Genomic DNA, 25,356 nt, shown 5'->3' with positions numbered 1-25,356 from the left:
GGCGAGCGGTCCGCCCGCCGGGCTCAGCGGTGCCCGACGGTCAGGGCAAGCGAGCCCAGCCCGCCGACCGGGTCGCGGCGCAGGGCGACCGACCCGAACGGGGTCCGCAGCCGCAGCCAGCCGCCCGCGGCGAGGAGCGAGACGGGGAAGCCGGGGTCGGCGCGGAGAAAGCCCAGGGACTGGGCGGCGTGGACCGCGCGCAGCGGCAGTTCGGTGGCGCCGACGGGCCGGGACCAGATCTCCCGGCCGATCCGGTCGCGTTCGGCGCGGGTGCGCAGCTCCTCGGGCAGCGCCTCGTCCCGCGTACGGAATTCGGCGACGGCCGCGTCCAGGGCGGCGCGCAGGGCGTCCGGCCGGGGCAGACCGGCCTGTTCCCGCCAGGGCCCCCGGGGCGGCAGGACGCCGGTCCAGGGCGGCCCGGTCACGGGAGCGGGCAGCACACCGCCCCGCTCCCCCGGCTCCTCCCCGGCCGTGTCCAGGGACGGGGACAGGGAGAGGGACTCCAGCAGCTCCCCGGCCGACACCGTGACGTCGAGCGTCTCGGGGCGGGCCAGGCGGGCCGCACGGATCACGAGCACCTCGAAGGAGGGCGGGCGCCCGAACACGGCCAGTGCGTCGCCGCCGCCCGCCTGCAACCGGACCGCCGCGGCCCGGTCGTAGTGGAGCAGCCGGCCGAGGAAGGCGGCGAGATCCGCCGCCTCCCTCGGATCGGCGAACAGCAGCGACTGCACAGGCACCGTCATGCCGCGGCGGGCTCCTCTGCCAGGTACTTCTGGAGGAAGAGCTTCTCCTCGGCGGAGATCCGCCGGGGCCGCTCGGCCTCCAGGTTGTACGGGACGACGACGGTCGAGGCCCGTACGTACACCTGGTCGGGGTCCTTGATCTCATAGGCGATCGTCAGCGACGCGGCGCCTATCTTCGTGACCCACGACTCGACGGTGACCGGCTCGTGCCGGTGCACCAGCGGCCGTACGTAGTCGATCTCGTGCCGGGCCACGACGGACCCGCCCGAGAACGACGGCGAGCCGTCCCCCGGCGCCAGCCGGAACATGAAGTCGATGCGCGCCTCCTCCAGGTAGCGGAGGAAGACCACGTTGTTGACGTGGCCGAAGGCATCCATGTCCGACCAGCGCAGGGGGCAGCTGTAGATGTGACGGGCCAAGACGATCAGCCTCGCGTGAGCTTCTTGTACGTGGCGCGGTGCGGGCGGGCCGCGTCCGCGCCGAGACGCTCGACCTTGTTCTTCTCGTACGACTCGAAGTTGCCCTCGAACCAGTACCACTTGGAGTCACCCTCGTAGGCGAGGATGTGCGTGGCGACGCGGTCCAGGAACCAGCGGTCGTGGGAGATGACCACGGCCGCACCGGGGAACTCCAGCAGCGCGTTCTCGAGCGAGGACAGGGTCTCCACGTCGAGGTCGTTGGTGGGCTCGTCGAGGAGCAGCAGGTTGCCGCCCTCCTTGAGCGTCAGCGCCAGGTTGAGGCGGTTGCGCTCACCACCGGAGAGGACACCTGCCGGCTTCTGCTGGTCCGGCCCCTTGAAGCCGAACGCGGAGACGTACGCCCGCGAAGGCATCTCGACCTGGCCCACGTTGATGTAGTCCAGCTCGTCCGAGACGACGGCCCAGAGGGTCTTCTTCGGGTCGATGTTGGCGCGGGACTGGTCGACGTAGGAGATCTTGACCGTGTCGCCGACCTTGATGGCGCCGCTGTCCGGCGTCTCCAGGCCCTGGATCATCTTGAACAGCGTGGTCTTGCCCGCGCCGTTCGGACCGATGACGCCGACGATGCCGTTACGGGGCAGCGTGAAGGACAGGTCGTCGATGAGGACCTTGTCGCCGAAGGCCTTCGAGAGGTTCTCGACCTCGACGACGATGGACCCGAGGCGCGGCCCCGGCGGGATCTGGATCTCCTCGAAGTCCAGCTTCCGCATCTTGTCGGCCTCGGCCGCCATCTCCTCGTACCGGGCGAGACGGGCCTTGGACTTGGTCTGGCGCCCCTTGGCGTTGGACCGTACCCACTCCAGCTCTTCCTTGAGCCGCTTCTGGCGCTTCTCGTCCTTGCGGCCCTCGACCTTGAGGCGGGCGGCCTTCTTGTCGAGGTACGTGGAGTAGTTGCCCTCGTAGGGGATCGCGCGGCCGCGGTCGAGCTCCAGGATCCACTCGGCGACGTTGTTCAGGAAGTACCGGTCGTGGGTGACGGCGACGACGGCACCCGAGTACTTCGAGAGGTGCTGCTCCAGCCAGTTCACCGACTCGGCGTCGAGGTGGTTGGTGGGCTCGTCGAGGAGGAGCAGGTCCGGGGCCTCGATGAGGAGCTTGCAGAGCGCCACGCGGCGCTTCTCGCCACCGGAGAGGTTGGTGACCGGCCAGTCGCCGGGCGGGCAGCCCAGGGCGTCCATGGCCTGCTCCAGCTGGGCGTCCAGGTCCCACGCGTTGGCGTGGTCCAGGTCCTCCTGGAGCTTGCCCATCTCCTCCATCAGCGCGTCGGAGTAGTCGGTCGCCATGAGCTCGGCGACCTCGTTGAAGCGCTTGAGCTTGCCCATGATCTCGGCGGCGCCGTCCTGGACGTTCTCCAGGACGGTCTTGCTCTCGTCGAGCTTCGGCTCCTGCATGAGGATGCCGACGCTGAACCCGGGCGACAGGAACGCGTCACCGTTGGACGGCTGCTCCAGGCCCGCCATGATCTTCAGCACCGTGGACTTACCGGCGCCGTTGGGTCCTACGACACCGATCTTCGCGCCGGGCAGGAAGTTCAAGGTGACGTCATCAAGGATCACCTTGTCGCCGTGCGCCTTGCGCGTCTTGCGCATGGTGTAGATGAACTCAGCCAAGAGAAACCGTCCGGCAGCAATAGAGGTGTGGGCAGATACACCCCATCTTGCCTGACGTCCATCCCCGGAAGGAAACCCGTCCGGGGATCGGCCATCCGTCACCGCTCACGGATGCGCACCCGCACCTACTCAGCGTGCTCCTGTGCTTCCTTGCGGCGCAGGACGAACAGGGCGCCGCCGCCGATCACGAGGAAGCCGACGGCCAGGGCGGCGATCATCGGGGTGGTGCTGGAGCCGCCGGTCGCTGCGAGGTCGCCCTCCAGGCCGGAGGTGGTGGTGCCGGTCGAGGCGGGGAGGGAGTCGCGGGCGGATCGGGTGCCGATGCCGCTGTCCTCGTCGGCCTGCTGGTCCTTCTCGGCCGCGATGACGCTGCCGCTGGTGGCGCAGTCCAGCACGCCGGTGAAGCTCTTCCGGAAACCGGCGGGGCCGGTGATGGTGAAGTCGTACGCCTGGTCCTCGGCGACCGGCATCGTCACCGTCCGGGTGGCTCCGGCGGCCACGGTGTGCTCGGCGCCGCCCAGCTCGAAGGTGAAGGGCTCGTCGCCCCGGTTGACCGCGGTGATGTCCACGCCGCCGGCCGCGCAGTTCTTCCGGGCGGTCAGGGCCGGGGCGGCGCCCGTCTCGGCCCAGGTGGCGGTGGCCCGGGCGGAGACCGTGGACTCGCTGGATCCGGCCAGGATCTGGGTCTGGGTGCGGGTGGTCCCGGCGAAGGCACGGCCGACCGGTACCGAGGTGGTGGTCTGGACGGACAACGAGGCGGAGCCGTCGGCGCTGCCCTTCGGCACGGAGAAGTAGAGGCGGGCGCCGTCGGTGGCCGAGGTGACGGGCCTGCCCTTCTTGTCGGTCACCGTGATGCCGCTGACCGCCGCGTCCACCGGGGGCGACACGGAGACCTGCTCCGCGTCCGTGCGGACGGTCACCGGGCCCAGCCGCTCGCCCGCCCGGCCGGAGACCGCCGCGGGCTCCAGCGTCAGGGACGCCCGGGGTTCGGTGACGTTGCGGGCGCGCCGGTGCAGCCAGTCGGCGAGCTTCTCGGCCTGCTTGTCCACCGCGGTGACATCGGCACCGTCCGAGTAGCGCCAGATGGCGACCTGGGTGCCCGCCGCGGCGGTCCGCTCGGTGAGCGGCCCGGTGCCCGCCGCCTCGGCCAGCGCGGCGAGGTCGTCGACCTGGGGGTAGGAGTGCTGGAGGATCCACCGGATCTTCCCGGCGTTCCGGTTGGCGCCGAGGGAGGTCTCGGCCCAGGGGGTTTCCAGGTACTTCGCCTGGTTCTGGGTGGGGTTGTGGAGGTCGACGCAGTAGGTCTTGAGCTTGCCGCCGCCGTCCACGGTCATCTCGAAGAGCCCGGCGGGCAGCTCCTGCGTGACGTCGGGGGCACCGTTCTCACCCGGTGTGCGGAGCACGGCGCTGTCGAAGGTCTTCAGCCCGTCGAGGACGGCGGCCGCGCCGCCCTGGTGCCGGCCCGGATCGTCGGCGGCCGCCGTGCCCGTCCCGGCGAGGGTGGCCGCCGTGACGAGACCGGAGAGCAGCAGCGCGGCCACCGGCCGGAGGAAGGCCCGGCCGCGTCGTGGCCGCCCGGTCCCGGAGGCCTTCCCGGCCCGCGGCGTTCTGCCAGGGACGGCGTGCAGCGCCTTCGCGTCGGAGGCGTGCACCGCCTTCGCGGCGGACGGCGAAGCGGACACTGAAGGCGCAGAAGACACAGAATTCCCCTCCGGGCGGGGCCCTCGCGCGTGGTGCGCGTGTGGGGAATGCCCCGCCAGCAGACTCAAGTGATCCATGAGCTCTGGGAATCCTAAGGACCGGGCGAACCACAATCCCCCGTACTGCCCCTGGCCAACCATTCCGAATCGGAATCGTTATCGCCGGGCCGCCCCTGCGACCAGCCCTTTCAGGACACAGCCACCTTTTCGGCGGCCTGTTCCGACCGGGCCCGTGACGCGCCGGAACCGGTGTCCGACTGTCCGTCAGCTCCGCTGTGCGAGGCCGCCGTCAGCGCCGGTTCGGTCCTGACGACCCGGCGGAACGCGGCGGTCCCGCGGCTCAGATCGTGGCCGACCGCGACCGCCTCGACATCCACGAACGTCCGCCGCCCGCCCTCCCGTTCCTCCTCGCGGACCTTCAACCGGCCGTGCACCACCAGAGGTTCTCCGATCGCCACCGAGCCGGCCAGGTTCGCGGCGAGGGTGCGCCAGGCCCACACCGTGTAGAAGCTGGTGGGTCCGTCCGCCCACAGCTGCGTCTCGCGGTCCCGGCGCCTCGGGGTCACGGCGAAGCGAAATCGCGCCATTCCCCCGGTCGCCGTCTCGCGGAACTCCACCGCGGTGGCCGCGTTTCCCACCAGTGTCACCATCGTCTCGTTCATTTCCCGCCCCCGATTTCCGTCGTTCCGTCGTTCTGTCGTTCCGTCGTTCCGTCGTTCCGGTCGTGCGTCGCGTATCCGTCCGCCGGCGAACCCGCATGCCGACGACTTCATGGTGGACGCCGGAAGCGAATCGCGCCGGAGCCTGTGGACTACTGGCCGGTTGTGGAAAACTCCGTCACCGCCACGTACCGCTCGCGCACCTCCCGGTACCGCGCCAGCTCCGCCGAGACCGGGTCCAGGACCCTGGCCCGGCCGCACCCGGCCGCCGCCTCACGCAGCCGGCGTTCGGCGTCCTGGCCGTAGCGCCGGGCGGGGCCCCGGATCGCCGCCGCGCAGGACCACTCCACCAGCGGCCCGCCGACGACCCCGGCCAGCATGATCAGCGCGGGGACGACGAGCCCCGGCTCCAGGACCCCGACGATCTGGCCGAGCAGCCACAGACCGCCGAAGACCTGGAGCAGCGTCATGGAGACCTGGGCAAGGACCGCGGCGGGCCACCACTTCGGCCGGGGCGGTTTAGCCGGCCGGCCGCCGAGCGCCACGCCCGTGGCCGGGCCCCGGCCCGACGCCGTACCGAACCGCCCGGAGCCGCCCGATCCCTTGGCGGAACCGCCCCCCGCGGCCGCCTTCGCCGCCAGGTCGTCCAGCGCCTCCGGCAGCCCCTTCGCCCCGTTGAACGCGGCCTCGCGCACCGCCTGCGCCCAGGGGGCGGGGAGCCCGGCGGAGGCGTCGTCCGCGACGATCCGGACCGCCTGCTCCACCCGCTGCCGGGCGGTCGGCTCCTCCTCGGGCGGGGCGAGCGCCTGGCCCATCCGGTCCAGGCTGCCCGGCAGCCCCCGGGACTCGTACCAGCGCCACAGCCGCAGCCACGGCGTCCCGCACGCCCGCCCCGCGTTCCTGCGCCACTCCCGCTCGGCGGCCTGCCCGGCGGCGGCCGCCCCGACCGCTTCGGCCAGCCGGTCGGTGAACTCCTCCCGGGCCCGCTCCCCGAGTCCGGGCCGCCCCTCCGCCACGTACACGGGGCGCAGCCGCGCCGCCGCCGCGTCCACGTCGGCGGAGAGCCGGCGGGTGGCGGCCGTGCGGTCCTGGACGAACCGGCCGACCATCTCCCGCAGTTCGGGCACCCCGTCGCCGGTCAGGGCGGAGAGGGACATGACGGTGGCGCCGGGTTCACCGTGCTCGCCGAGGGCCATGCCGTCCTCGTCGAGGAGCCGGCGCAGGTCGTCGAGGACGAGGTCGGCGGCCTCGCCGGGGAGCCGGTCGATCTGGTTGAGGACGACGAAGGTGACCTCGGCGTGCCCGGCGAGGGGGCGCAGGTAGCGCTCGTGCAGGGCGGCGTCGGCGTACTTCTCCGGGTCGACGACCCAGATCACCGCGTCGACCAGCGCCAGCACCCGGTCCACCTGGTCCCGGTGGGCGGTCGCGGCGGAGTCGTGGTCGGGCAGGTCGACCAGGACGAGCCCCTGGAGCGCCTCGTCGAAGGCGGCGGGCCCGGGGTGGGGCCTGCGGCGGAGCCGGCCGGGGATGGCGAGGCGGTCGAGGAGGCCTGCGGCCCCGTCGGTCCAGCTGCACGCGATGGGCTGGGAGGTGGTGGGGCGGCGCAGCCCGGTGTCGGAGATCTGGGTGCCGGCGAGGGCGTTGAACAAGGTCGACTTGCCGCTCCCGGTGGCCCCCGCGATGGCGACGACCGTGTGCCGCGAGGAGAGCCGCTGCCGGGCGGCCGCCTCGTCCAGTACGCGTCCGGCCTCGGCGAGGGTGTCCCGGTCGAGGCGGGCGCGGGAGAGGCCGACGAGTTCGCGCAGGGCGTCGAGGCGGGTGGGCAGGGGGCCGCCGGAGGCCCCGTACGCCTCGACCTGCGGCCGTACGTCGTCCTCGTCGGGAGGGGCGCCGGCGGGGGCGGACGGGGCAGTGAGGCCGGACGGGTCGGCGGAGTCCGTGGAGCCCCCGTCCGTACGGGAGTGCCCGGTTCCGGAATCGCCGCGAGGGTCGGCCGCGGCGGCGCGCCGGGCGATCAGCCCGTCGTCCCAGCGCCCGTCCTTGCTCCGGGCCTCCTCATTTTCCTTCTCCTTCTCCTTCGGTTCGCCGGTCTCCGTCGTGCTGTTGCCCTGGTCCTCGTCCGTGACGGCAGTCATCGCTGCCACCTCTCCTTCTGCATGACGGAAAGCGCGGCGATCAGTTCGGCCTGCGGTTCCGGGGCGATGTCGAGTGCGTCGAGCGGGGCGAGCCTGCGGTCGCGTTCGCCGCCGAGCACCTGGTCCAGATAGGTCGTCAGCAGGTGCCCGCCCTTGTCGCGCAGGCGCAGCGCACCCTGGGCCCCGATGCGTTCGGCGAGCTGCTCCCCCGCCGTACGGGCCCGCCGCCCGCCCAGCAGGGCCGCCGCGAGCAGGGCGGCGACGGTCTCGGGGTCGGGCGCCACGCTGCGTTCCAGCTGGCGCACCTCCTCCTCGGCGAGCTCCTCCAGGACCCGCCGCCACCGCCGTACGGCCACGGCGATCCGGCCCTCGATGTCCTCGACGGGCCCCCACCCCCCGGTCTCCCGGCCCGCGCCCTCGAACCGGAAGACCCCGGCGGCGGGCTCTCGGCTCCACTGCGTACGGATCTGGTCGTCGGCGGCGGAGACGGCGCACTGGAGGAGCGCGATCAGGCTGTCCACCAGGGCTTCGAGGAGCTCGCCGGGGGCACTGTAGAGGGGGTAGCCGCGCCACCGGGTCCGCGCGTCCCCGGAGAGGACCGCCCCGCTCTGGAGCCTGCGCCGGATCCGTTCGGCCTCCTTGCCGTAGGCGTCCTGGACCACCCCGGTGAGCCGTACGGACGCCGCGTACTGCGCGGCGACGGCCGACGCGAGCTCGGGCATCCGTACGTTCAGCGATTCGATGAGCCCGGAGGCCGTACGCCCCACCGCCTGCTGCCGGGCGGCGGGGTCCTGGGCCCGGTGGGTGAGCCAGGCGCGGAGCGGGGCGACGGCGGTGGTGGGGAGGAGTCCGCTGCCGCCGCCCGCGGACTCGGGGAGTTCGGGGATGGTGAAGCGGGGTACGTCCCCGAGTCCGGCGCGGGTCAGGAGTGCCGCGTACTGCCGGGAGACCTCGGCGATCACCTGGTGGGGCACCCGGTCGAGGACGGTGACGAGGGCGGCGTCGTACTCCTTCGCGGTACGCAGCAGATGCCAGGGGACCGCGTCGGCGTACCGGGACGCCGTGGTGACCATCACCCAGACGTCGGCGGCGCAGATGAGTTCGGCGGCCAGGACCCGGTTGCGTACGACGAGGGAGTCGATGTCGGGGGCGTCGAGGATGGCGAGCCCGCGGGGCAGGCTGAGAGCGGTCTCCACCCGCAGCACGTTCGCCTCGTCGTCGGCGCCCGCCCCGAGGTCGTCGAGCCCGTCGGGGTCCGGGGCCTGACCCGGCGGCAGCCAGATCCGGGTGAGCTGCGGGAGCACCCGTACGCCGGCGAACCAGTGGTGGTCGTCGGGGTGGCAGACCAGCACCGGGGTACGGGTGGTGGGCCGCAGCACCCCGGCCTCGCTGACCCGGCACCCGACGAGCGAGTTGACCAGCGTGGACTTCCCGGCCCCGGTGGATCCGCCGATCACGGCGAGCAGCGGGGCCTCGGGGTCCTTGAGCCGGGGCAGGAGGTAGTCGTCGAGCTGTGCGAGGAGTTCGACCCTCGTCTGCCGGGCGCGTTCGGCCCCCGGCAGCGGGAGTGGAAGACGCACGGCGGCGACACGGTCGCGCAGGGCGGAAAGTGCGTCGATGAGCTGAGGCCGTACGTCCATGGTCACCACATGCGAAGAATGCCCAATTTTGGCGCCCTTTTGAAGCTTATAGACCCCTCTGCGCGGCGGTTCCACTCTCCGGACAGAGTCGGGACAGAGGGGACGAGTAGGGCGCAGGCATAACGAGTGCACAACACCCGGGCCACAGGGAGCGAAAAGCTATGCACGATCCGCACTCACCTGCGATTATCGGTTCGCTTCACCGAACCTCCACATCGTGCCACGCAGGTGAAGCAACCGGGTCCAGGCGATCGGAGCCCTATCCTTGTCCCGGCACGGCCACGGAACCACCCGATCAGGGCTCCCGGCCCCCGTAGCTCAGTGGATAGAGCAGGCGCCTTCTAAGCGCTTGGCCGCAGGTTCGAGTCCTGCCGGGGGCGCACCGACCGTCGTGTCGGGCCGACGACATTTCACAGGTCGGCCCGTCGCCACCTGGTCCTCCCGACCCCCGTTCCCCCGGGGAAAAGGTCAGCGGCCGGACAACGCCGTTACAGCTCTTCGTCAACTGCCTTGTCCCCCGGCGCGCGGCCCCGAAGACTGGCGGTACTTCCCGGCGCCCACCCCTGGGGCGATGCGCCGGGACACCCCTGCCCGCGTCCTGGAGGTCAGCCATGTCCCCTGGTCCCCTGAGGATCGCCGTGATCATCGGCAGCGTGCGCGAGGGGCGGTTCGGGCCGACCGTGGCCCGTTGGTTCGCCGGTGAGGCCGAGCGGCACGGCGGCGTGCGGGTCGATCTGGTCGACCTGGCCGACCACTCACTGCCGTTGACCATGCCCGCGCACTCCGGGGCTCTCTCCCCGGCGACCCGGGAGGCACACGACCGGTTGCGGGAGACCCTCGCATCGGCGGACGCGTTCGCCGTGGTGACACCCGAGTACAACCACACCGCGCCCCCCGCGCTGACGAACACCGTCAACTGGTTCCTCGACGAGTGGAAGGCCAAGCCGGTCGGGTTGATCTCGTACGGCGGCATGGGAGGCGGCCTGCGGGCCGCCGAGCACCTGCGGCAGGTCTTCGCCGAGGTCCACGCGACCACGGTGCGCGACCAGATCAGCTTCCACAACGCCGGCGCCGCGTTCGGCCCCGACGGGCTGCCGCTGGACGCGGCGGGCAGCGAGCGGGCGGCCAAGACGCTGCTGGGCCAACTCCTGTGGTGGGGAGAAGCCTTGCGCGGGGCGCGGGCCGCGGCACCGTACATCGGCTGACGTCATCCGCCGACGTCATCGCCTGACGTACTCCGGCCGTCGGCCAGGCGGTGACGAGCCGCCCCCAGCTCCTCAGGAGGCGCAGTGAAGGTCCTGTTCATCGGCGGGGTCGCCCCCGCCCACATCTTCGGCATCGTGCCGCTGGCCCACGCCCTGCGCAGCGCGGGACACCAGGTCTTCATCGCGACCACGAAGAAGATGGCGCCGGTCATCACCGGCTGCGGTATCGCCGCGCTCCCGGTGGCCGAGCACGACATCTGGTACTACATCTCGACCGGCCGCGACGGCAGGCCGGTGCCGGTTCCACAGGACCCGCGCGGGCTGCTCGCATTCGTCGGGGGCTGGTTCGCCCACCTGGCGGCGGAGAGCTACGCCTCGCTCGTGGACGTCACCCGCGACTGGCGGCCCGACCTCGTCGTCGGCGGCACCATGGGGTACGCGGCGCCCCTGCTCGCGGCCCGGCTCGGCATCCCGCACGTCATGCAGGCGTGGGACCCGGGCGACTGGCGCGGGACGGACGAGGGCGCTCACCGGGTCCTCGATCCGGAGCTGCGGGAGCTCGGTATCCGGCACCTGCCCGAGGCCGAACTGCGCATCGAGATCTGCCCGCCCTCCATCGCCCCGCCGGACGCTCCCCCCGCGGAACTGATGCGCTGGACGCCGGGCAATCTGCAGTGCGCGCTCGAACCGTGGATGTACACCCGGCCGGAGCGCCCCCGGATCTGCCTGACCGCGGGCAGCAGGGCGAGCACCGAGCGGAGCTTCGCCGGACTGCGGGAGCTGACGGAGCAACTCGCCCCGCTCGACGCGGAGCTGGTCGTTCCCGCGCCCGAGGCGCTCGCGGCCGAGCTGCGCGCCGCGCTGCCCCAGGTGCGGACCGGCTGGATCCCGTTGGATGTGGTCGCGCCCACCTGCGACCTCGTGATGCACCACGCCGGGGGCGCCACCGCGATGAACGCCCTGCACGCGGGCGTGCCCCAGCTCATCGTTCCCGAGTCCCCGGCCTTCGCTCCCCCGGCCCGGCGGATCGCGGGCTTCGGCGCGGCGATCGCCCTCGATCCCGAGGACGCCACCGGCGACGCGGTGCGGCAGGCGGCGAAGGAGTTGCTGACCGATCCCCGCTACCGGGAGCGGTCGGGTCTGCTCGCTCGCGAGATCGCCCGGCTCCCGCCGCCGGCCGCGTTCGTCGGCCGGCTGGAGAGGCTCGTCACCGGGTAGCCGGGGGGGGCAGCCGTCCCCGCGCGCTCTCACCGGCCGGCCGGTGCGCGGTGCGCCAGGACGGCGGGCGCCGCGACGCGGGCGAGGAGGCAGTCCTCCAGGTGGCTGAGCACCTTGAGGTGATAGGCGCGGGCGGCCCACCCGAGGCTGATGTTGTGCCCCGCGTCGGGCTGCCGTGCGACGGTCACGCGGCTCGCGGTGAGCAGACCGGTCATGGCGGCCACCGCCTCGTCGTCGTGGTGCCACCACTGCTCCTGTTCGGCGAAGGTGAGGCGGACCGGGGCCCGTACCCCGGCGGCGATGCCGGGGTAGAGCAGAGGCCACCGCGGCCCCTCATCCGACTCCCGGCTCGGCACGGGCGCCACCAGGCCGCGGCCCTGCGCGAAGGCGCCGGGCGGGTAGAGGCGGACGGAACCCCAGTGCCTGCGCCAGTCACCGCGGCTCTCGGCGCAGGGAAGCCGGGGCACGTCCACGGCGAACCGCTGGCCGAGTCCGGAGATGTCCAGGCCGAGCAGGGCGCGGCCGTGGTCCCGCGCCGCCAGGCTCAATGCCAGTTTGCCTCCGTTGGAGTGCGCCACGACGAAGAAGCCGGCACCGGTCGGGTGGCTCCGGGCGAACGCGGTGAGCGCCTTCCCCACGGTCGCGGTCTGCTCGGCGAGGGTCTGGCCTTCGGGCAGGGCCGCCGCGGAGAGTCCGTAGCCGGGGCGGTCCAGGGCGAGCACCGTGCAGCCGAGAGCGGAGCCGAGCTCCAGCAGGGACATGCCGGGGCAGGCGCGGCTGTCGAAGTACCCGGCCCGCATGCCGCCGCCGTGCAGGGCGACGAGCACCGCTCGGGGCGGGGTGCCGGGCGGCTCGGCGAGCAGGCCCGAGAGGGGGATGCCTCCGGCGTCCAGGACCACGTTGCGGACGCCGGGGGAAGGGGGTGTGCCCGGCGGGAGCGGTGTGCGGAACGGGTCGGCCATCCGGTCCTGCCTTCTGGGTCGTGGCGCCGTGGCGCGGTTCCTGGTGGCGGAGTTCTGGGGCGGCGCGGGGGTCAGGTCGTGCGCGCGCCGCTCGCGTACAGGCAGGCGAGCAGGGTCCTGGCCTGCACATTGACGTAATGGCCGTGGCGGACGAGGGAGGTGAGCTGCCCGGGGGTGACCCAGTGATAGCCGGGGGGTGCTTCGCGGGGGGCCCGGTCCTCGTCGGTCTCGACGAGGAGGTAGCGGCTCTCGGCATTCAGGAAGCGGCCTCCCTCCTCGGAGTGGACGGCCTGGTACCGGATGCGGCCCGGCTCGGCGGCGAGGACCTGGTCGAGGAAGAGCGGGCGGTCCTCCCCGGTGAGGTGCGCGTAGTTGGCCGGGGTGTACTGGACGGTCGGGCCCAGTTCGACGGTGTCGAGGAAGCCCCCCTCGGTACGGGCGTGCGCCAGGACGTGCGTGACACCGGCGAACCGGCGGGTGAGGAAGGCGGTGACACCGAGGCCGCGCGGCTCGAACAGCGGCTGGGTCCAGCCGGTGACTTCCCGGTTGCCCGCCTGTACGTCAACGGCGACGACGTCGAAGTGGCGGCCTTCCTCATGCTCGATGGCCCACGCGTCGCGCTTCCATCCGGCCACGTCCGCCAGCGGTATCCGCTCGGCGGTCATGTCGTGGCGCGCGCGTTCGGCGGTGAACCAGGAGAGCAGCTCGGTGTCGGTGTGCAGGGCCCCGTCCACCTGGTCGGGGTACGGGGCGCAGGCCAGCACCGTACGCGCGTCCATGTTCACGACGTTGTCCTGGTGCAGGAGCTCGGCCAGCTGCCCGAGCGTCAGCCAGCAGAAGTCCTCGTGGAGCGGGACCGGGCCGACGGCCTCCACGATCATGTTGCGGTTGCTCTTGTGGAGGAACCATGAGCCGTGCTCGGACTGGAGCACATCGGCGAGGACCCGGCCGTCCTCCGGCCGGGTGAAGTACTCGATGTACTTCACCCCCGCACCCCGGTGCACCTGGGTGTAGTTGCTGCGGGTGGCCTGCACGGTCGGCGAGAGCTGGAGAAGTTCGCGGTTGCCCGGCTCCATCTTGGCCTGCATCAGGAAGTGCAGGACCCCGTCGAACTCCTTGGCGAGGATGCCCAGGATGCCCACTTCGGGCTGTTTGATGATCGGCTGGTCCCAGGCGCGGACGGGGCCTTCGCCGGTGCTGACCCGCAGTCCTTCCACGGAGAAGAACCGTCCGCTGCGGTGCACGAGGTTTCCGGTGCCCTCCTGGAACGACCAGCCGTCGAGTTCGGCGAACGGGATGCGTTCGACCTCGAAGCGGTGGGCGCGGCGGCGCTCCTCCAGCCAGCCGGGGAAGGCCTCGGTGGAGAGCCATGAGCCGGCGGGTGACCCGGCCGACCGCAGGATCCGCTGGGCGACCGAGGGGTCTTCCCGGGGCCTGAGGGTGTCCGGCCCGGCCGCGAGAGGGGCGAATGGGGACAGCATGACGTACTCCAGACGGTCGTGAACGCGAACGGAACAGGTCGTCAGCCGCGGGCTGCCACGAACTCCCGCACCGAGGAGCCGATGTAATCGATCATTTCGTCGGTGAGGCCCGGGTAGATGCCCACCCAGAAGGTCTGGTCGGTGATGATGTCGCTGTTGGCGAGCGTGCCGACCACCCGGTGCGGCTGGTCGATGTAGGCGGGGTGCCGGGTGAGGTTCCCGGCGAACAGCCGGCGCGTGCCGATCTTGCGGCCTTCGAGGAAGTCGACCAGCTCGGCCCGGGCGAACGGCGCGTCCGGGTCGACGGTGAGCACGAAGCCGAACCAGCTCGGGTCGCTGCGCGGTGTCGCCTCCGGCAGCAGCAGATGCGGGACGCCGTCGAGACTGTCCCGCAGCCGCTGCCAGTTGCGCTTGCGGGCGTCGATGAAGCGGTCGAGCTTGGTGAGCTGGGTGAGTCCGAGGGCCGCCTGGAGGTCGGTGGCCTTCAGGTTGTAACCGACGTGCGAGAAGATGTACTTGTGGTCGTACCCCTCAGGGAGGGTGCCCATCTGGTAGGCGAACCGCTTGAGGCACTTGTCGCTCTCCCCCGGTTCGCACCAGCAGTCCCGGCCCCAGTCGCGCAGGGACTCCACGATCCTGGCCAGCGCCAGGTTCGACGTCAGTACGCATCCGCCCTCGCCCATCGTCAGATGGTGCGCCGGGTAGAAGCTGACGGTCGTGAGGTCGCCGAAGGTGCCGGTGAGCTTCCCGTCGTACGTCGAACCGACCGCGTCGCAGTTGTCCTCGATGAGGAACAGGTCGTGGTCCTCGGCGAGCTGGGCCATCTCGGCCACCTCGAACGGGTTGCCCAGGGCGTGGGCGACGATGACGGCCCGGGTCTTCGGGCCGATGGCCTGCGCCACCCGGTCAGCCGTGGTGTTGTACGTCCCGAGTTCGACGTCGACGAAGACGGGCACGAGGCCGTTCTGCAGGATCGGGTTGACCGTGGTCGGGAAGCCCGCCGCGACCGTGATGACCTCGTCGCCGGGGCGAAGCCTGCGGTCCTCCAGGAGATGGGAGGTCAGGGAGGCCACCGCGAGCAGGTTCGCCGATGAGCCCGAGTTGGTCAGGTGGGCCTTGCGGCGGCCCATCCTGCGGGCGAAGAGCGATTCGAACTTCCGCGAGCTGCGGCCGGCCGCGATGCGCATGTCCAGGGCCGCCTCGACCAGGGCCACCCGGTCGTCCTCCTCCAGCACCGCCCCGGACGGCCATATCTCGGTGGTGCCGGGAACGAACACCCCGTCACCCCGGGTGTCCTGGTGGTATTTCCGCACCTCATCCAGGACCAGGTTCTTGTGCACGCTCATGGTGTCCCTTTCGTCGTTCGATGGCGTCCATCGGGGTCACGCCGGCCTCGCCGCGGGGGCGGCGGCCCGTTCGACGGCGAGCAGGTCCCCGAGCGACCGGTCCACTCCGCGCCGGGGCCGCCAGCCCAGCAGCAGCCGGGCCTTGGAGACGTCGAGCCGCTGCCACTCCACGTCGGCGCGGAGCGGGCCGTCGGTCTCCGCCTCGACGATCCGCACCGGCAGACCGCTGAGGGCCGCCAGCCGCTCGACCAGCTCCCGCATGTCCAGCGCCTCACCGCGCCCGATGTTGATCACCGGTTCGGCCGGGCCCGTGCCGGGAAGCCCGGCCGCGGCCACCACCGCTTCGGCCACATCGCGTACGTCGACGAAGTCGCGCCGCGCCCGCAGCGGCGCGACCCGCAGCACCACGGGGTCGTCGGCCGCCCGGGGGGCCGACCCGGCGCGGGCCAGCCGGGCGCCGACCGCCCCGAGGAGGCTCCCCGCCGGGGCTCCCGGGCCGCAGACGTTGGCCAGGCGCAGCACGATTCCGTCCAGGTTCGCGGTGCGTACGCCGTCCAGGACGGCTTGTGAGCCGCGGAGTTTGGAGCGCCCGTAGGCGGTGACGGGGGCGGGAGGGTGGTCCTCCCGGAGGCCTGCCCCGACCACACCGGCGCCGTACTCGTGCACGCTTCCCAGCTGGATGAGGCGCGGCCGGTCCGGGAGCCCGGCCATGGCCTCCACCAGCCGGACGACCGCGAGTGCGTTGGCCGCGTACATCTCCTCATCGGTCGCCCGCCAGGCGCGGCCCGCCGCGTTCACCACGACATCCGGCGGGTGGGCTCGGAGCAGCGCCGCGAGATCCTCGGCGCCGGCCCGGGTGAGGTCCAGGCGCAGTGGGCCGCCGCGGGCCGCGGAGAGGACCCGGGCTCCGCCGGCCTCGAAGGCGGCGCCGATGGCACGGCCGAGGAAGCCCGTGCCGCCAAGGAGCAGGACCGTGCGGCCGACGGTCACTCCGCGACCGTCCTGAGCTTCGTGCCCTTCCACCAGTCGGGGTGGTCCTGGTACCAGGCCACCGTGGCGGCGAGGCCTTCCTCGAAGGGGATGCGCGGGGCGTAGCCGAGCTCCTCGCGGATCTTGGTGTCGTCGAGGGAGTACCGCAGGTCGTGTGCCTTGCGGTCCGCGACGCGGCGTACCCGTGACCAGTCCTGGCCGGTCAGTTCGAGCACGGATCGGGTGATGGCGACGTTGGTCCGTTCGTTGCCGCCGCCGATGTTGTAGATCTCGCCGGCCCGGCCGTTGTTCAGGACCAGGTCGATCGCCCGGCAGTGGTCGTCGACGTGGAGCCACTCGCGGACGTTGCCGCCGTCGCCGTAGAGCGGGACCCGCACCCCTTCCAGCAGGTTGGTGACGAACAGCGGGATGAGCTTCTCCGGGTGCTGGTAGGGGCCGTAGTTGTTGGAGCACCTGGTGACGGAGAGGTCAAGGCCGTGAGTGCGCCAGTACGAACGGGCCAGCAGGTCGGAGGAGGCCTTCGACGCCGAATAGGGGGAGTTGGGGGCCAGCGGCCACTCCTCCGTCCAGCTTCCCTCCTCGATGGAGCCGTAGACCTCGTCGGTGGAGACGTGGACGACGCGGCCGACGCCGGTGGCGAGTACCGCGTCCAGGAGTCGCTGGGTGCCGACGACGTTGGTGCGGACGAACTCCTCCGCCGATTCGAGGGAACGGTCGACGTGCGACTCCGCGGCGAAGTGGATCACCGCGTCGTGGCCGGGCAGCAGCTCGCGCAGGAGCGCGTCGTCACAGATGTCTCCGCGGACGAAGGTGAGGCGGGGGTGGTGGGCCGGGATGTTGCTGCGGTTCCCGGCGTAGGTGAGCTTGTCGAGGACGGTGACGTGGGCCCCCGCCCAGTCGGGATAGGCGTCGTCGAGGAGGGAGCGCACGTGGTGCGAGCCGATGAAGCCCGCGCCTCCGGTGATCAGGATCCGCTTCATGCCGCCACCTCGACCCGGGTGTGGTCGCCGACGAGGAGGCGGTGCCGGGTGGCGCCCTGGTCGGCCGGGCCGACCGTCGCCGACCGGCCGATGACGGAGCCGTGCAGGCCGCCGACCCGGCAGACGGTGGCGTCGTCCAGGGCGATCGAGTGGCTCATGCGGGTGTCACCGAGCACGCAGTTCCTGCCGATGGAGGTGTACGGGCCGATGTGGCTGCCCGTGACGGTCGTACCGGCGCCGATGATGACCGGCCCCTCCACGGTCGAGCCCACCACCCGGGCGCCCGCCTCGACGACGACGGTTCCCACCAGCGTGCTGGTCTCGTCGACCTCGCCGGCGACGGACGGCTGGAGCGCGTCGAGGAGTTCGCGGTTGCACTCCAGGACGTCCTCGATCCGGCCGGTGTCCTTCCAGTAGCCGTCGTACTCGCTCGCCCGTACGTCGGCTCCCCGCGCGACGAGCCACTGGATGGCGTCCGTGATCTCCAATTCGCCGCGGGCGCTCGGCTCGATGGCCCCGACGGCCTCGTGGATCGCCGGGGTGAAGAAGTAGACGCCGATGAGCGCCAGATCGCTCCGCGGGTGGGCGGGCTTCTCCACCAGCCGTTCCACCCGGCCCGTGCCGTCGACCTCGGCCACGCCGAAGGCCCGGGGGTCCGCCACCTTGCGCACCACCAGCTGGGCGGCGGGGCGGTCCTCGGCGAACCGTTCGGCGATCGGCCCGACCCCGTCGGGGAGCATGTTGTCGCCGAGGTACATGACGAAGTCGTCGTCGCCGAGGAAGGGGCGCGCGAGGGAGACGCAGTGCGCGAGGCCGAGCGGCTCGTCCTGGGGGATGTAGGTGATCCGCACACCGAGCGCGGAACCGTCTCCCATGGCGGCCCGGATCTGGCCGGCGCGGTCGCCGACGACGATGCCGATTTCGGTCACTCCGAGGTCGCGGATGTTCGACACGACGTGTTCCAGAACAGGCTTGTTGGCGATCGGAATCAGCTGTTTCGGCATCGAATAGCTGAAGGGCCGCAGACGGGTTCCGGACCCGCCCGACAACACCAGTGCCTTCATGAGTCGTCCTTCCAATGTGCCAGCCGACCGGTGGACAAGGTGTCCTTCAGCGAGAGGGCGTGTGCGTCCTTTTCGGACATCAGCGGAGGCTCCGTAAATCCCCAGGGAAGAGCGAGGTCGGGGTCCAGCGGATTGATGTCGATCTGTGTTCCGGGGATGTAGGTGCTGGAAAGCACATAACAGATACAGGCGTTGTCGGTGAGGGTGAGGAATCCGTGTCCCACGCCTTCGGGAACGTAGACGGAACGGCCGGAATCCTCGTCCAGGACATTGCTCGTACTGTGTCCGAAGGTGGGGGACCCGATACGGAGATCGACCACGAAGTCCCGTAGCGCCCCCCGTACACAGGTCACGAACTTCGCCTGCCCGGGCGGGACGGTCACGCTGTGGATTCCCCGGAGGGTGTTGCGGCGCGAGACCGAGTAGTTGATCTGCCGGGGCTCGAAGGCGCGGCCGGTCTCCCGCTCGAACACATCGGTTCGGAAGCCCTCGTGGAAGGACCCGCGGTCATCGTCCAGCCGCTTCGGGGTGACGGCGAACACGCCCGGTATGCCGAGTTCGGTGATACGCACGGTTCATCTCTCCTCGGGGTCCGCGGGCCGCCGGCCCCAGGCGGAGACGAGCAGGGCGGTCAGGTCCCGGCCCTCGGACGTGCCCAGCAGGCCGAGGAACGTGTCGAGTTCTCCGGCGGTCACCTGTCCGCCGTCCACGAGGGTGTGGCCTTCCTGCCGCATCCGCAGGGCGATCAGCTCGTCGTCGACGGCGGACTGTCCGGGCCCCGCGGGGGTCACCCGGGTGGCGACCGAGGTGAGTCCGGCCCGGGCCAGGGCGGCGGGCAGCCGGCGCCCCCAGCTGAGGTCCGCCCCGTGCTCGCGCATTCGGGTGACGTAGGCATCCAGGAGCGAACGGCCCACGGCAGTGGGGGCGTCGGCGGCCGGCAGGAAGTAGAAGTCCTCGACGACCAGCCAGCCACCGGGGGCCAGCCAGCTCAGGGCGCGGTCCAGCATCGCGTCGGGGTCGGTCAGGTGCTCCAGTACCGCGCGGGCCAGGATCAGGTCGAAGGAGCCCGGTGCGAACGTGGCCGAGGTGATGTCCGCCTTCCGGACCGTGAGGTTGCCGGCCCGGTCCGGGTCGAGATACCCGGTGTCGGTGTCGACGGCGACGACACTGCCCTCCGGTGCCGTGTCGGCCAGCCAGTACGCCATGGAGCCGGCGCCCGCGCCCAGTTCCAGGCAGCGCCGACGCGGCCGGATCGGCAGCCGCCGGAGGATCTCCGTGGTGCCGGGATCGTACTTCCGCTCGAAGAGGCGCAGTTGGTCCAGGGGGGACACGGTGTCCGGGGACAGCGACCCGGTGCTGTGCGCGCGGGCGGGCGGGTGCTCGCGCGGCGCCGCGTCGATGTGTGTGACCAGCGCGCACAGGAGGATCTCGGGCGGTTCCGTCTCCAGTACGGCGATGGCGTCCTGTCCGGCCGCGTTGCGGGGGTCGTCCATGTAGGAGTGGAAGGACTCCTCGGACACCCACTGCGGGTAGTTGAGGTAGGTGGCGCCGTCCAGGCTGACATAGGGGGTCGCGGAGATGAAGCCGGGGTGTTCGCTCTTCCACCCCCCTGAGGCGTGCAGCAGCCGGGCCAGGGTCTCGGCGTCCCGGCGCTCCCCGACATGGCGCTTGACCACCGCCACGACACCGGCGGGCCCGGCCTCGGCCGGCCCCTGGATACCGGGGGCGGGCTCACCGGCGAAGGTGGTGACCGACACCACGCCCGGCCGTTCCGGGAGGGCGTGCAGTGTGGCCCCTCCGTCGCGCAGTGCCGCGCGGGAGTGCTCTTCGCTCGACCACTCGACGCGGCTGACCACGCTGGTGCCGTCCAGGCTGAGGTGGATGCGCGCCGAGACGAACCCGGCGAGGTGGCGGACCCGGGCTCGGAACTCCGCGGCGATGAGCGTGGTGAGTTCCTCCGCGACGCCCGGTCGGGAGGCTTTGACTTCCTCGAAGGTGACGTGGCCGACGGCCTTGCCGGCCGCGGTCGTTGCAGTCATGGGTCAGCTCTTTCCCAGCGGCTCAGCGGAAGCGGTCGGCGGACTCGGACGCCCAGGTCCGGAAGGTGCGGGCCGGCCGTCCGGTGATCTCCTCCACCACGGAGCTCCTGACCTCCGGCTCCTTGGTCAGCTGTTCGAAGTAGTCGAGCGCACCGTCGGCGTACGAGGGGGGCCACCCGGACGCGACCATCCGGGCCCGGGCCTCCTCCGCCCGCACGTCCTGCCACCCGAGGTCCCGGCCGAGCACCTCGCCGATGATGTGGACCTGCTCCTCCTGGGTCATGACCTCGGGCCCGCTGACCAGGTAGGCCCGGCCGGCGTGGCCGTCGTCCACCAGGGCACGTACGGCGACGGCGGCCAGGTCCGCCTCGTGGACGGCGGTGCGGGCGGCCGCCCCGAAGGGGAAGCGCACCACGCCGGTCGCCTTGATCTGCGGGGCGAACCCGAGGGCGTTGGCCATGAAGCCGGTGGTCCGCAGCGAGGTCCACTCCAGGCCGGTCCGCGCGATCAGCTCCTCCAGGTAGGCGTGGCAGTTGTTGTCCTGCCTCTCCAGCCCGATGTGCACGCCGACCGAGGAGACGAGGACGACGCGCCGCGCCGCCCGTTGGATCATCGCCAGGACCTCGGGGGCGGTCGCGACCGACAGGTGGAAGAAGGGCCACATGAGGAACACGCTGTCGACGCCGTCGAGCGCCGCGCGGAGTGTCTCCGGTTCGGCCAGATCACCGTGGAACACCTCGACCCCGGCCGGCACCCGGTCGGCGTTCGGATCGTTCTCGGTCACCAATGCGCGGACCACGGCACCGGTTTCCAGCAGTTGGGAAAGGGCGGGCGGTCCTACATTCCCGGTGGCCCCGACCACCAGGACCACTTTTTTCGCCGTCATGGAGAGTTCTCCTCGTCAATGGCGCCGCGCGCCGAAAAGGGCCCACGGTGTTCCGATTTCACATTCCCGGCACGTGTGACGCGCGGCAAGGAAATTAACCAAAGAATGACAATGAGCTGACACATCCCTTAGAGGGCCGTCCCGCCGTTCGACGGTGTTCCGGCGGACGGCCACGTCGCGCCCGGGCGTCAGCGGCGCCAGCTCGGGGGCAGGTCGTGCCGCGGAGCGCGTGCGGAGCGGCGCCAGCGCGCCGGGGCAGGGGCCGGGGCCTGCGGGGTGCGGGGCTCGCGGGCAGCCGCGCGGGCCAGCAGTACGGCGGTGAGGGCGGCCAGTTCCGTGGCGTCGGGGGCACCGGCCTCCACGCGGAACAGGGCCTCGTCGGGCTCGGACGGGGTCACGGGTGTGCTCCTGCCGTGGGTCACTGCGGGGGGTTTCCGTGCTTGCGCGCGGGAAGATCCGCGTGTTTGGCGCGCAGCATGGCGAGGGCGCCGATGAGAGCGGACCGGGTGTCGCGCGGGTCGATGACGTCGTCCACGAGACCGCGTTCGGCGGCGAAGTAGGGATGCATGAGTTCGCTCCTGTACTCCTTGATCCGCTGCTGCCTCAGCCCTTCGGGGTCGTCGGAGGCGGCGATCTCCCGGCGGAAGATCACATTGGCGGCACCCTCGGCGCCCATCACCGCGATCTCGTTGGTGGGCCAGGCGAGGGCGATGTCCGCGCCGATGGAGCGGGAGTCCATGACGATGTACGCGCCCCCGTAGGCCTTGCGCAGGACGAGGGAGATCCGGGGGACGGTGGCGTTGCAGTACGCGTAGAGCAGCTTCGCGCCCCGCCGGATGATCCCGTTGTGCTCCTGGTCCACGCCCGGCAGGAAGCCCGGCACGTCCACCAGCGTGACCAGGGGGATGTTGAACGCGTCGCAGAACTGCACGAACCGCGCCGCCTTCTCGGAGGCGTCGATGTCCAGTACGCCCGCCATGGCGGCGGGCTGGTTGGCGACGACGCCGACCGTGTGCCCGTCGAGCCGGGCGAGGAGACAGACGATGTTCGGCGCCCAGGAGGGCTGGACCTCGACGTACTCGCCGTCGTCCACGATCTCTTCGGCCACCTGCCGGATGTCGTAGGAGTGGCCGGGGTCCGCGGGGACGATGTCGAGCAGCGCGTCACCGCGCCGGCCGACGGGGTCGTCGGTGGGGACGACGGGGGCAAGTTCGCGATTGTTCGAGGGCAGCAGGGAGAGCAGGAAGCGCACGTCTTCCAGGCAGGACTCCTCGTCGTCGTACGCGAAGTGGGCGACGCCGGAGCGGCCCGCGTGCACATCCGCGCCGCCGAGCCCGTCCTGCGTGATGTCCTCTCCGGTGACCGCCCGCACCACATCGGGTCCGGTGATGAACATCTGGGAGGAGTCCCGGACCATGAACACGAAGTCCGTCAGCGCGGGCGAGTAGGCCGCGCCTCCCGCACACGGGCCCAGCATCACCGAGAGCTGCGGGATGACGCCGCTGCTGCGGGTGTTGCGCCGGAAGATGCCCCCGTATCCGGCGAGGGCCGTCACCCCCTCCTGGATGCGGGCTCCGGCACCGTCGTTGAGGCTGACCAGGGGCGCGCCCGCGGCTTCGGCCAGGTCCATCACCTTGTGGATCTTCGCGGCGTGCGCCTCGCCCAGCGCCCCGCCGAAGACCCGGAAGTCATGGGCGTAGACGAAGACGGTACGGCCGTGCACCGTGCCCCAGCCGGTGACGACACCGTCGCTGTACGGGCGTTTGGCCTCCAGGCCGAAGCCGGTCGCGCGGTGCCGTCGCAGCGCCTCGGTCTCGTGGAAGGAGCCGGGGTCGAGCAGAAGCGCGATCCGCTCGTACGCGGTCAGTTTGCCCCTGGCGTGCTGTCTGTCGGTCGCGGCCGGGTCCGGCCCCTCACGGGCCGACCTCTTGAGCGCGCCGAGTTCGTCCAGACGTTCCTTCAAGGTGGACATGGCGTTCTCCACTCGGTGATCGGATGCGTAGCGACGGCCGTCCCGCGGGTGTCACCCGCCGAAGGGCAGTGGACGGACGGCCACCGAGGCGGGCGGCTCCCCCGGCAGGGCGGCCGCCGCCCGGTGCCCGGGGCCGCAGGGCACGTCGACGAAGGACCAGCCCGGGGGCCGGCGGTGGCTGTCGGCACCGAGGTAGTCCGCGGCCGGCGAGCGGCCGAGTCCGGTGCCCAGGCCCTTGAGGTAGGCCTCCTTCCGGGCCCAGATCCCGCCGAACAGCGCCGGCCTCGTCTGCGGTGGCTCCTGCGCCAGCTCCGCGCGCTCCCCCGGGTGCAGTGCGGCGGAGCACACCTCCACCGTCCCGGCTCCCGGCAGCCGTTGGACGTCCACTCCGACGGCGGTGGAGGCGATGGCGATCAGCGCCAGGCCGCCGCTGTGCGAGAGGGAGAAGTGCAGCGGCGGCTCCCCCGGGTGGGCCGGGGCCGGTCTGCCGTGCGGACCGCCGCAGCCCGGGCAGGGTTCCCGGACGAAGCGCACCTGGCGCGGCGCGATGCCCAGCCGGTGGCCGAGCAGCCGCCGCAGGGCGGCGTGGGCCGCCGCGTACAGCAGCCCGTCGGCCGGACGCCGGAAGGAGGCGGCACGCCGCCTCTCCGCGTCGTCGAGCACGTCGAGGTCGGCGGCGCGGGAAAGTGCACCGGGGCCGTGCGCCCCGGGACCACCGGCGGCGGGGAGCCGGAGCAGCAGGAGGTCGAGCCGGGTTCCCTCGGTGGCCCGGGGGGACCCGGACCTCATGGGCCGGACTCCGGGCGTGCGCGCGGGGCTTGAGGGCGTACGCCGGTGAGGGCGACGGCCAGGCCCAGCGCCCCGACCACCGTGACCAGCAGCAGGCCCAGCCGGTGGCTGTCGGTGCGCAGTACGGCGGCCGGGGCGAGCACGAACGCGGCGCCCATCTGGACCGCGGTCTGGTAGATGCCGCTCGCCGCCCCCTGCCGTTCGGCGGGGATGCGGGAGGTGGCCTGCATGTGCAGGGCGGTGAAGGCCAGGACGAAGCCCGCCCCCACCAGCAGCATCGTCGGCAGGACGTCGGTGACGTACCGCACCGGTACGGGCTGCCGCAGGGCGAGCAGGTAGCCCAGCGGGGGCAGGGCGGCGCCCGCCACGATCAGCCGGGCCGGGCCGAACCGGGCGACCATCCGCCCCGAGTACAGCGCGGACGCGGCCAGCGGCACGCTGGCGGGCAGGAACGCCAGAGCGGTCTGGAGCGGTGTCCAGCCCGCTGTCCGCTGAAGGTGAAGGGTGCTCAGGAAGAGCAGGCCCAGGAAGGAGCCGTTGAGCGCCGCGGCACCGAGCGCCGATCTGACCAGGTGCCTGTCGCGCAACAGTTGCCGCCGCACCAGCGGCTGCCGGGCGCCGCGTTCGACACGGACGAACGCCACCAGCAGCAGGCCGGCCGCCGCGAAGGAGCCGAGAGTGCGTGCGTGCGCCCACCCCGCTTCGGCCCCGGACGTGAGGGCGTACAGCAGCAGCAGTACGCCGCCGGTGAGCGTGAGCGCGCCGGCGAACCCGTAACTGCGTGCCGGTTGCTTGCCGGAGGTGCGCTCCGGTGCGTTGCCGGGGGTGTCGTGCGGGATGAGGCGCAGGGCGAAGGCGAAGAGCAGCAGGGCGACCGGTGCGGGGAAGGCGAACGTCCAGCGCCAGCTCGCCTCGGTGAGTACGCCCGACAGCAGCAGTCCGGCCGAGAAGCCGCAACCGCCGCAGAGGGTGTAGACCGACACCGCCCTGGCGCGCTCCCGGCCCTCGGGGAACGTGGCGGCGATGATGGCCAGCCCGGTGGGGGCGGTGAGCGCGGCACAGAACCCCTTGACGAAGCGGGTGGCGATCAGCACGGGCACCGCGTCGGTGAGGGCCCCCGCCAGGGAGGCCGCGGCGAAGACGAGCAGGGCCGCGAGGTAGACGGGGCGGCGGCCCAGCAGGGCGACCAGCCGGGCGCCGAACAGCAGCAGCGCGCCGAAACCGACGGCGAAGCCGCTGACGACCCAGTGCAGCCGGGGCCCCGCGATCCCGAGGTCCTGGCCGATGGCCGGGAGCGCCACGAGCGCGACGGAGACTTCGAGGGCGTCGATGAGCATGTTGCCGGCGAGGACGAGGAGCAGACCCCACAGGGCGGGGGTCCATCGCCCGTGGGGCGCCGGCGGCCCACCGTGACCGATGGTCCTCGGATGCGTCATGGTCCTCTTCCGGGGTGGTGGG

The 25,356-nt window shown here is 72.1% G+C and carries 22 protein-coding genes and 1 tRNA gene; 3 read left to right on the top strand and 20 right to left on the bottom strand.

All coding sequences use genetic code 11. From position 1 onward, the window contains the following. Positions 1-23: 23 nt before the first annotated feature. The 7 genes from R2B67_RS24885 to R2B67_RS24855 form a co-directional block, all read right to left on the bottom strand. The gene (locus R2B67_RS24885; RefSeq protein WP_317821164.1) at positions 24-743 is read right to left on the bottom strand and encodes a DUF8010 domain-containing protein; all 720 of its coding nucleotides are present in this window, start codon (positions 741-743) and stop codon (positions 24-26) included. Beyond that, the gene (locus R2B67_RS24880) at positions 740-1,162 is read right to left on the bottom strand and encodes an acyl-CoA thioesterase (protein WP_015608571.1); all 423 of its coding nucleotides are present in this window, start codon (positions 1,160-1,162) and stop codon (positions 740-742) included. Before R2B67_RS24880 ends, R2B67_RS24885 begins: the two co-directional genes overlap by 4 nt. A 5-nt stretch (positions 1,163-1,167) precedes the next feature. Further along, positions 1,168-2,832, bottom strand: a complete 1,665-nt coding sequence (gene ettA / locus R2B67_RS24875) for an energy-dependent translational throttle protein EttA (protein ID WP_018511417.1) — start codon at positions 2,830-2,832, stop codon at positions 1,168-1,170. A gap of 125 nt (positions 2,833-2,957) precedes the next feature. Further along, positions 2,958-4,514 carry a Cys-Gln thioester bond-forming surface protein gene (locus R2B67_RS24870; protein WP_317821159.1) on the bottom strand — a complete coding sequence of 519 codons (1,557 nt, stop codon included), beginning with the start codon at positions 4,512-4,514 and terminating at the stop codon, positions 2,958-2,960. Between the two features lie 206 nt (positions 4,515-4,720). Further along, positions 4,721-5,194 carry a single-stranded DNA-binding protein gene (locus tag R2B67_RS24865; RefSeq protein ID WP_317821157.1) on the bottom strand — a complete coding sequence of 158 codons (474 nt, stop codon included), beginning with the start codon at positions 5,192-5,194 and terminating at the stop codon, positions 4,721-4,723. Positions 5,195-5,343: 149 nt separating this feature from the next. After that, on the bottom strand, positions 5,344-7,326 hold the full coding sequence (locus R2B67_RS24860; RefSeq protein ID WP_317821156.1) for a GTPase: 1,983 nt from the start codon (positions 7,324-7,326) through the stop codon (positions 5,344-5,346). Further along, complete coding sequence (locus tag R2B67_RS24855; RefSeq protein WP_317821155.1) at positions 7,323-8,966, bottom strand: ATP-binding protein; 1,644 nt, start codon at positions 8,964-8,966, stop codon at positions 7,323-7,325. Before R2B67_RS24855 ends, R2B67_RS24860 begins: the two co-directional genes overlap by 4 nt. Before the next feature lie 307 nt (positions 8,967-9,273). Here R2B67_RS24855 and R2B67_RS24850 point away from each other — a divergent pair. From R2B67_RS24850 to R2B67_RS24840, 3 genes are all read left to right on the top strand, one after another. Continuing rightward, positions 9,274-9,346, top strand: a tRNA-Arg gene (locus R2B67_RS24850). Positions 9,347-9,577: 231 nt separating this feature from the next. Further along, positions 9,578-10,171: an NADPH-dependent FMN reductase gene (locus R2B67_RS24845; RefSeq protein ID WP_109977722.1), complete on the top strand. Its 594-nt coding sequence runs from the start codon at positions 9,578-9,580 to the stop codon at positions 10,169-10,171. A gap of 84 nt (positions 10,172-10,255) precedes the next feature. Further along, positions 10,256-11,389 (top strand): glycosyltransferase, encoded by a 1,134-nt coding sequence (locus R2B67_RS24840; RefSeq protein WP_317821153.1) that lies wholly within the window; start codon positions 10,256-10,258, stop codon positions 11,387-11,389. A gap of 29 nt (positions 11,390-11,418) precedes the next feature. On the opposite strand, the gene R2B67_RS24835 is transcribed toward R2B67_RS24840, so the two are convergent. The 13 genes from R2B67_RS24835 to R2B67_RS24775 form a co-directional block, all read right to left on the bottom strand. Beyond that, complete coding sequence (locus R2B67_RS24835; RefSeq protein WP_317821151.1) at positions 11,419-12,351, bottom strand: alpha/beta hydrolase; 933 nt, start codon at positions 12,349-12,351, stop codon at positions 11,419-11,421. A 71-nt stretch (positions 12,352-12,422) separates the two neighbouring features. Then, positions 12,423-13,832, bottom strand: coding sequence for an NDP-hexose 2,3-dehydratase family protein (locus R2B67_RS24830; RefSeq protein ID WP_317821150.1), 1,410 nt, complete (start codon positions 13,830-13,832; stop codon positions 12,423-12,425). Positions 13,833-13,873: 41 nt separating this feature from the next. Beyond that, the gene (rfbH, locus tag R2B67_RS24825; RefSeq protein WP_317821149.1) at positions 13,874-15,178 is read right to left on the bottom strand and encodes a lipopolysaccharide biosynthesis protein RfbH; all 1,305 of its coding nucleotides are present in this window, start codon (positions 15,176-15,178) and stop codon (positions 13,874-13,876) included. A 36-nt stretch (positions 15,179-15,214) separates the two neighbouring features. Beyond that, positions 15,215-16,168, bottom strand: a complete 954-nt coding sequence (locus R2B67_RS24820; RefSeq protein ID WP_317821148.1) for an NAD-dependent epimerase/dehydratase family protein — start codon at positions 16,166-16,168, stop codon at positions 15,215-15,217. After that, positions 16,165-17,148 carry a dTDP-glucose 4,6-dehydratase gene (rfbB, locus tag R2B67_RS24815; protein WP_018511406.1) on the bottom strand — a complete coding sequence of 328 codons (984 nt, stop codon included), beginning with the start codon at positions 17,146-17,148 and terminating at the stop codon, positions 16,165-16,167. Before rfbB ends, R2B67_RS24820 begins: the two co-directional genes overlap by 4 nt. Beyond that, positions 17,145-18,212, bottom strand: a complete 1,068-nt coding sequence (locus tag R2B67_RS24810) for a glucose-1-phosphate thymidylyltransferase (RefSeq protein ID WP_317821147.1) — start codon at positions 18,210-18,212, stop codon at positions 17,145-17,147. Before R2B67_RS24810 ends, rfbB begins: the two co-directional genes overlap by 4 nt. Further along, on the bottom strand, positions 18,209-18,784 hold the full coding sequence (locus R2B67_RS24805; RefSeq protein WP_018511404.1) for a dTDP-4-dehydrorhamnose 3,5-epimerase family protein: 576 nt from the start codon (positions 18,782-18,784) through the stop codon (positions 18,209-18,211). The genes R2B67_RS24810 and R2B67_RS24805 overlap by 4 nt, the downstream gene beginning before the upstream one ends. A 3-nt stretch (positions 18,785-18,787) precedes the next feature. Further along, entirely contained in the window at positions 18,788-20,251 is a 1,464-nt protein-coding gene (locus R2B67_RS24800; RefSeq protein ID WP_317821144.1) for a methyltransferase domain-containing protein, read from the bottom strand. A gap of 22 nt (positions 20,252-20,273) precedes the next feature. Further along, positions 20,274-21,137 carry an NmrA family NAD(P)-binding protein gene (locus R2B67_RS24795; RefSeq protein ID WP_317821143.1) on the bottom strand — a complete coding sequence of 288 codons (864 nt, stop codon included), beginning with the start codon at positions 21,135-21,137 and terminating at the stop codon, positions 20,274-20,276. 188 nt (positions 21,138-21,325) lie between these two features. Next, positions 21,326-21,535: an acyl-CoA carboxylase epsilon subunit gene (locus R2B67_RS24790; RefSeq protein ID WP_018511401.1), complete on the bottom strand. Its 210-nt coding sequence runs from the start codon at positions 21,533-21,535 to the stop codon at positions 21,326-21,328. Between the two features lie 20 nt (positions 21,536-21,555). Next, on the bottom strand, positions 21,556-23,109 hold the full coding sequence (locus R2B67_RS24785; protein ID WP_317821141.1) for an acyl-CoA carboxylase subunit beta: 1,554 nt from the start codon (positions 23,107-23,109) through the stop codon (positions 21,556-21,558). Between the two features lie 51 nt (positions 23,110-23,160). After that, entirely contained in the window at positions 23,161-23,898 is a 738-nt protein-coding gene (locus R2B67_RS24780; protein WP_317821139.1) for a 4'-phosphopantetheinyl transferase family protein, read from the bottom strand. Further along, entirely contained in the window at positions 23,895-25,334 is a 1,440-nt protein-coding gene (locus R2B67_RS24775; protein ID WP_317821138.1) for an MFS transporter, read from the bottom strand. The genes R2B67_RS24780 and R2B67_RS24775 overlap by 4 nt, the downstream gene beginning before the upstream one ends. Between the last annotated feature and the right edge of the window lie 22 nt (positions 25,335-25,356).

This window comes from Streptomyces cyaneofuscatus (assembly GCF_033109485.1).
Taxonomy (GTDB): domain Bacteria; phylum Actinomycetota; class Actinomycetes; order Streptomycetales; family Streptomycetaceae; genus Streptomyces; species Streptomyces cyaneofuscatus.
This window is presented reverse-complemented; position numbering and strand designations above follow the sequence as displayed.

What these genes read in the sequence shown, in the direction of transcription:
- R2B67_RS24885 (WP_317821164.1), bottom strand. Translation starts at nt 743, where the DNA reads ATGACGGTGCCTGTGCAGTCGCTGCTGTTCGCCGATCCGAGGGAGGCG.
- R2B67_RS24865 (WP_317821157.1), bottom strand. Translation starts at nt 5,194, where the DNA reads ATGAACGAGACGATGGTGACACTGGTGGGAAACGCGGCCACCGCGGTG.
- R2B67_RS24860 (WP_317821156.1), bottom strand. Translation starts at nt 7,326, where the DNA reads ATGACTGCCGTCACGGACGAGGACCAGGGCAACAGCACGACGGAGACC.
- R2B67_RS24855 (WP_317821155.1), bottom strand. Translation starts at nt 8,966, where the DNA reads ATGGACGTACGGCCTCAGCTCATCGACGCACTTTCCGCCCTGCGCGAC.
- R2B67_RS24845 (WP_109977722.1), top strand. Translation starts at nt 9,578, where the DNA reads ATGTCCCCTGGTCCCCTGAGGATCGCCGTGATCATCGGCAGCGTGCGC.
- R2B67_RS24835 (WP_317821151.1), bottom strand. Translation starts at nt 12,351, where the DNA reads ATGGCCGACCCGTTCCGCACACCGCTCCCGCCGGGCACACCCCCTTCC.
- R2B67_RS24830 (WP_317821150.1), bottom strand. Translation starts at nt 13,832, where the DNA reads ATGCTGTCCCCATTCGCCCCTCTCGCGGCCGGGCCGGACACCCTCAGG.
- rfbH (WP_317821149.1), bottom strand. Translation starts at nt 15,178, where the DNA reads ATGAGCGTGCACAAGAACCTGGTCCTGGATGAGGTGCGGAAATACCAC.
- rfbB (WP_018511406.1), bottom strand. Translation starts at nt 17,148, where the DNA reads ATGAAGCGGATCCTGATCACCGGAGGCGCGGGCTTCATCGGCTCGCAC.
- R2B67_RS24810 (WP_317821147.1), bottom strand. Translation starts at nt 18,212, where the DNA reads ATGAAGGCACTGGTGTTGTCGGGCGGGTCCGGAACCCGTCTGCGGCCC.
- R2B67_RS24800 (WP_317821144.1), bottom strand. Translation starts at nt 20,251, where the DNA reads ATGACTGCAACGACCGCGGCCGGCAAGGCCGTCGGCCACGTCACCTTC.
- R2B67_RS24795 (WP_317821143.1), bottom strand. Translation starts at nt 21,137, where the DNA reads ATGACGGCGAAAAAAGTGGTCCTGGTGGTCGGGGCCACCGGGAATGTA.
- R2B67_RS24785 (WP_317821141.1), bottom strand. Translation starts at nt 23,109, where the DNA reads ATGTCCACCTTGAAGGAACGTCTGGACGAACTCGGCGCGCTCAAGAGG.
- R2B67_RS24780 (WP_317821139.1), bottom strand. Translation starts at nt 23,898, where the DNA reads ATGAGGTCCGGGTCCCCCCGGGCCACCGAGGGAACCCGGCTCGACCTC.
- R2B67_RS24775 (WP_317821138.1), bottom strand. Translation starts at nt 25,334, where the DNA reads ATGACGCATCCGAGGACCATCGGTCACGGTGGGCCGCCGGCGCCCCAC.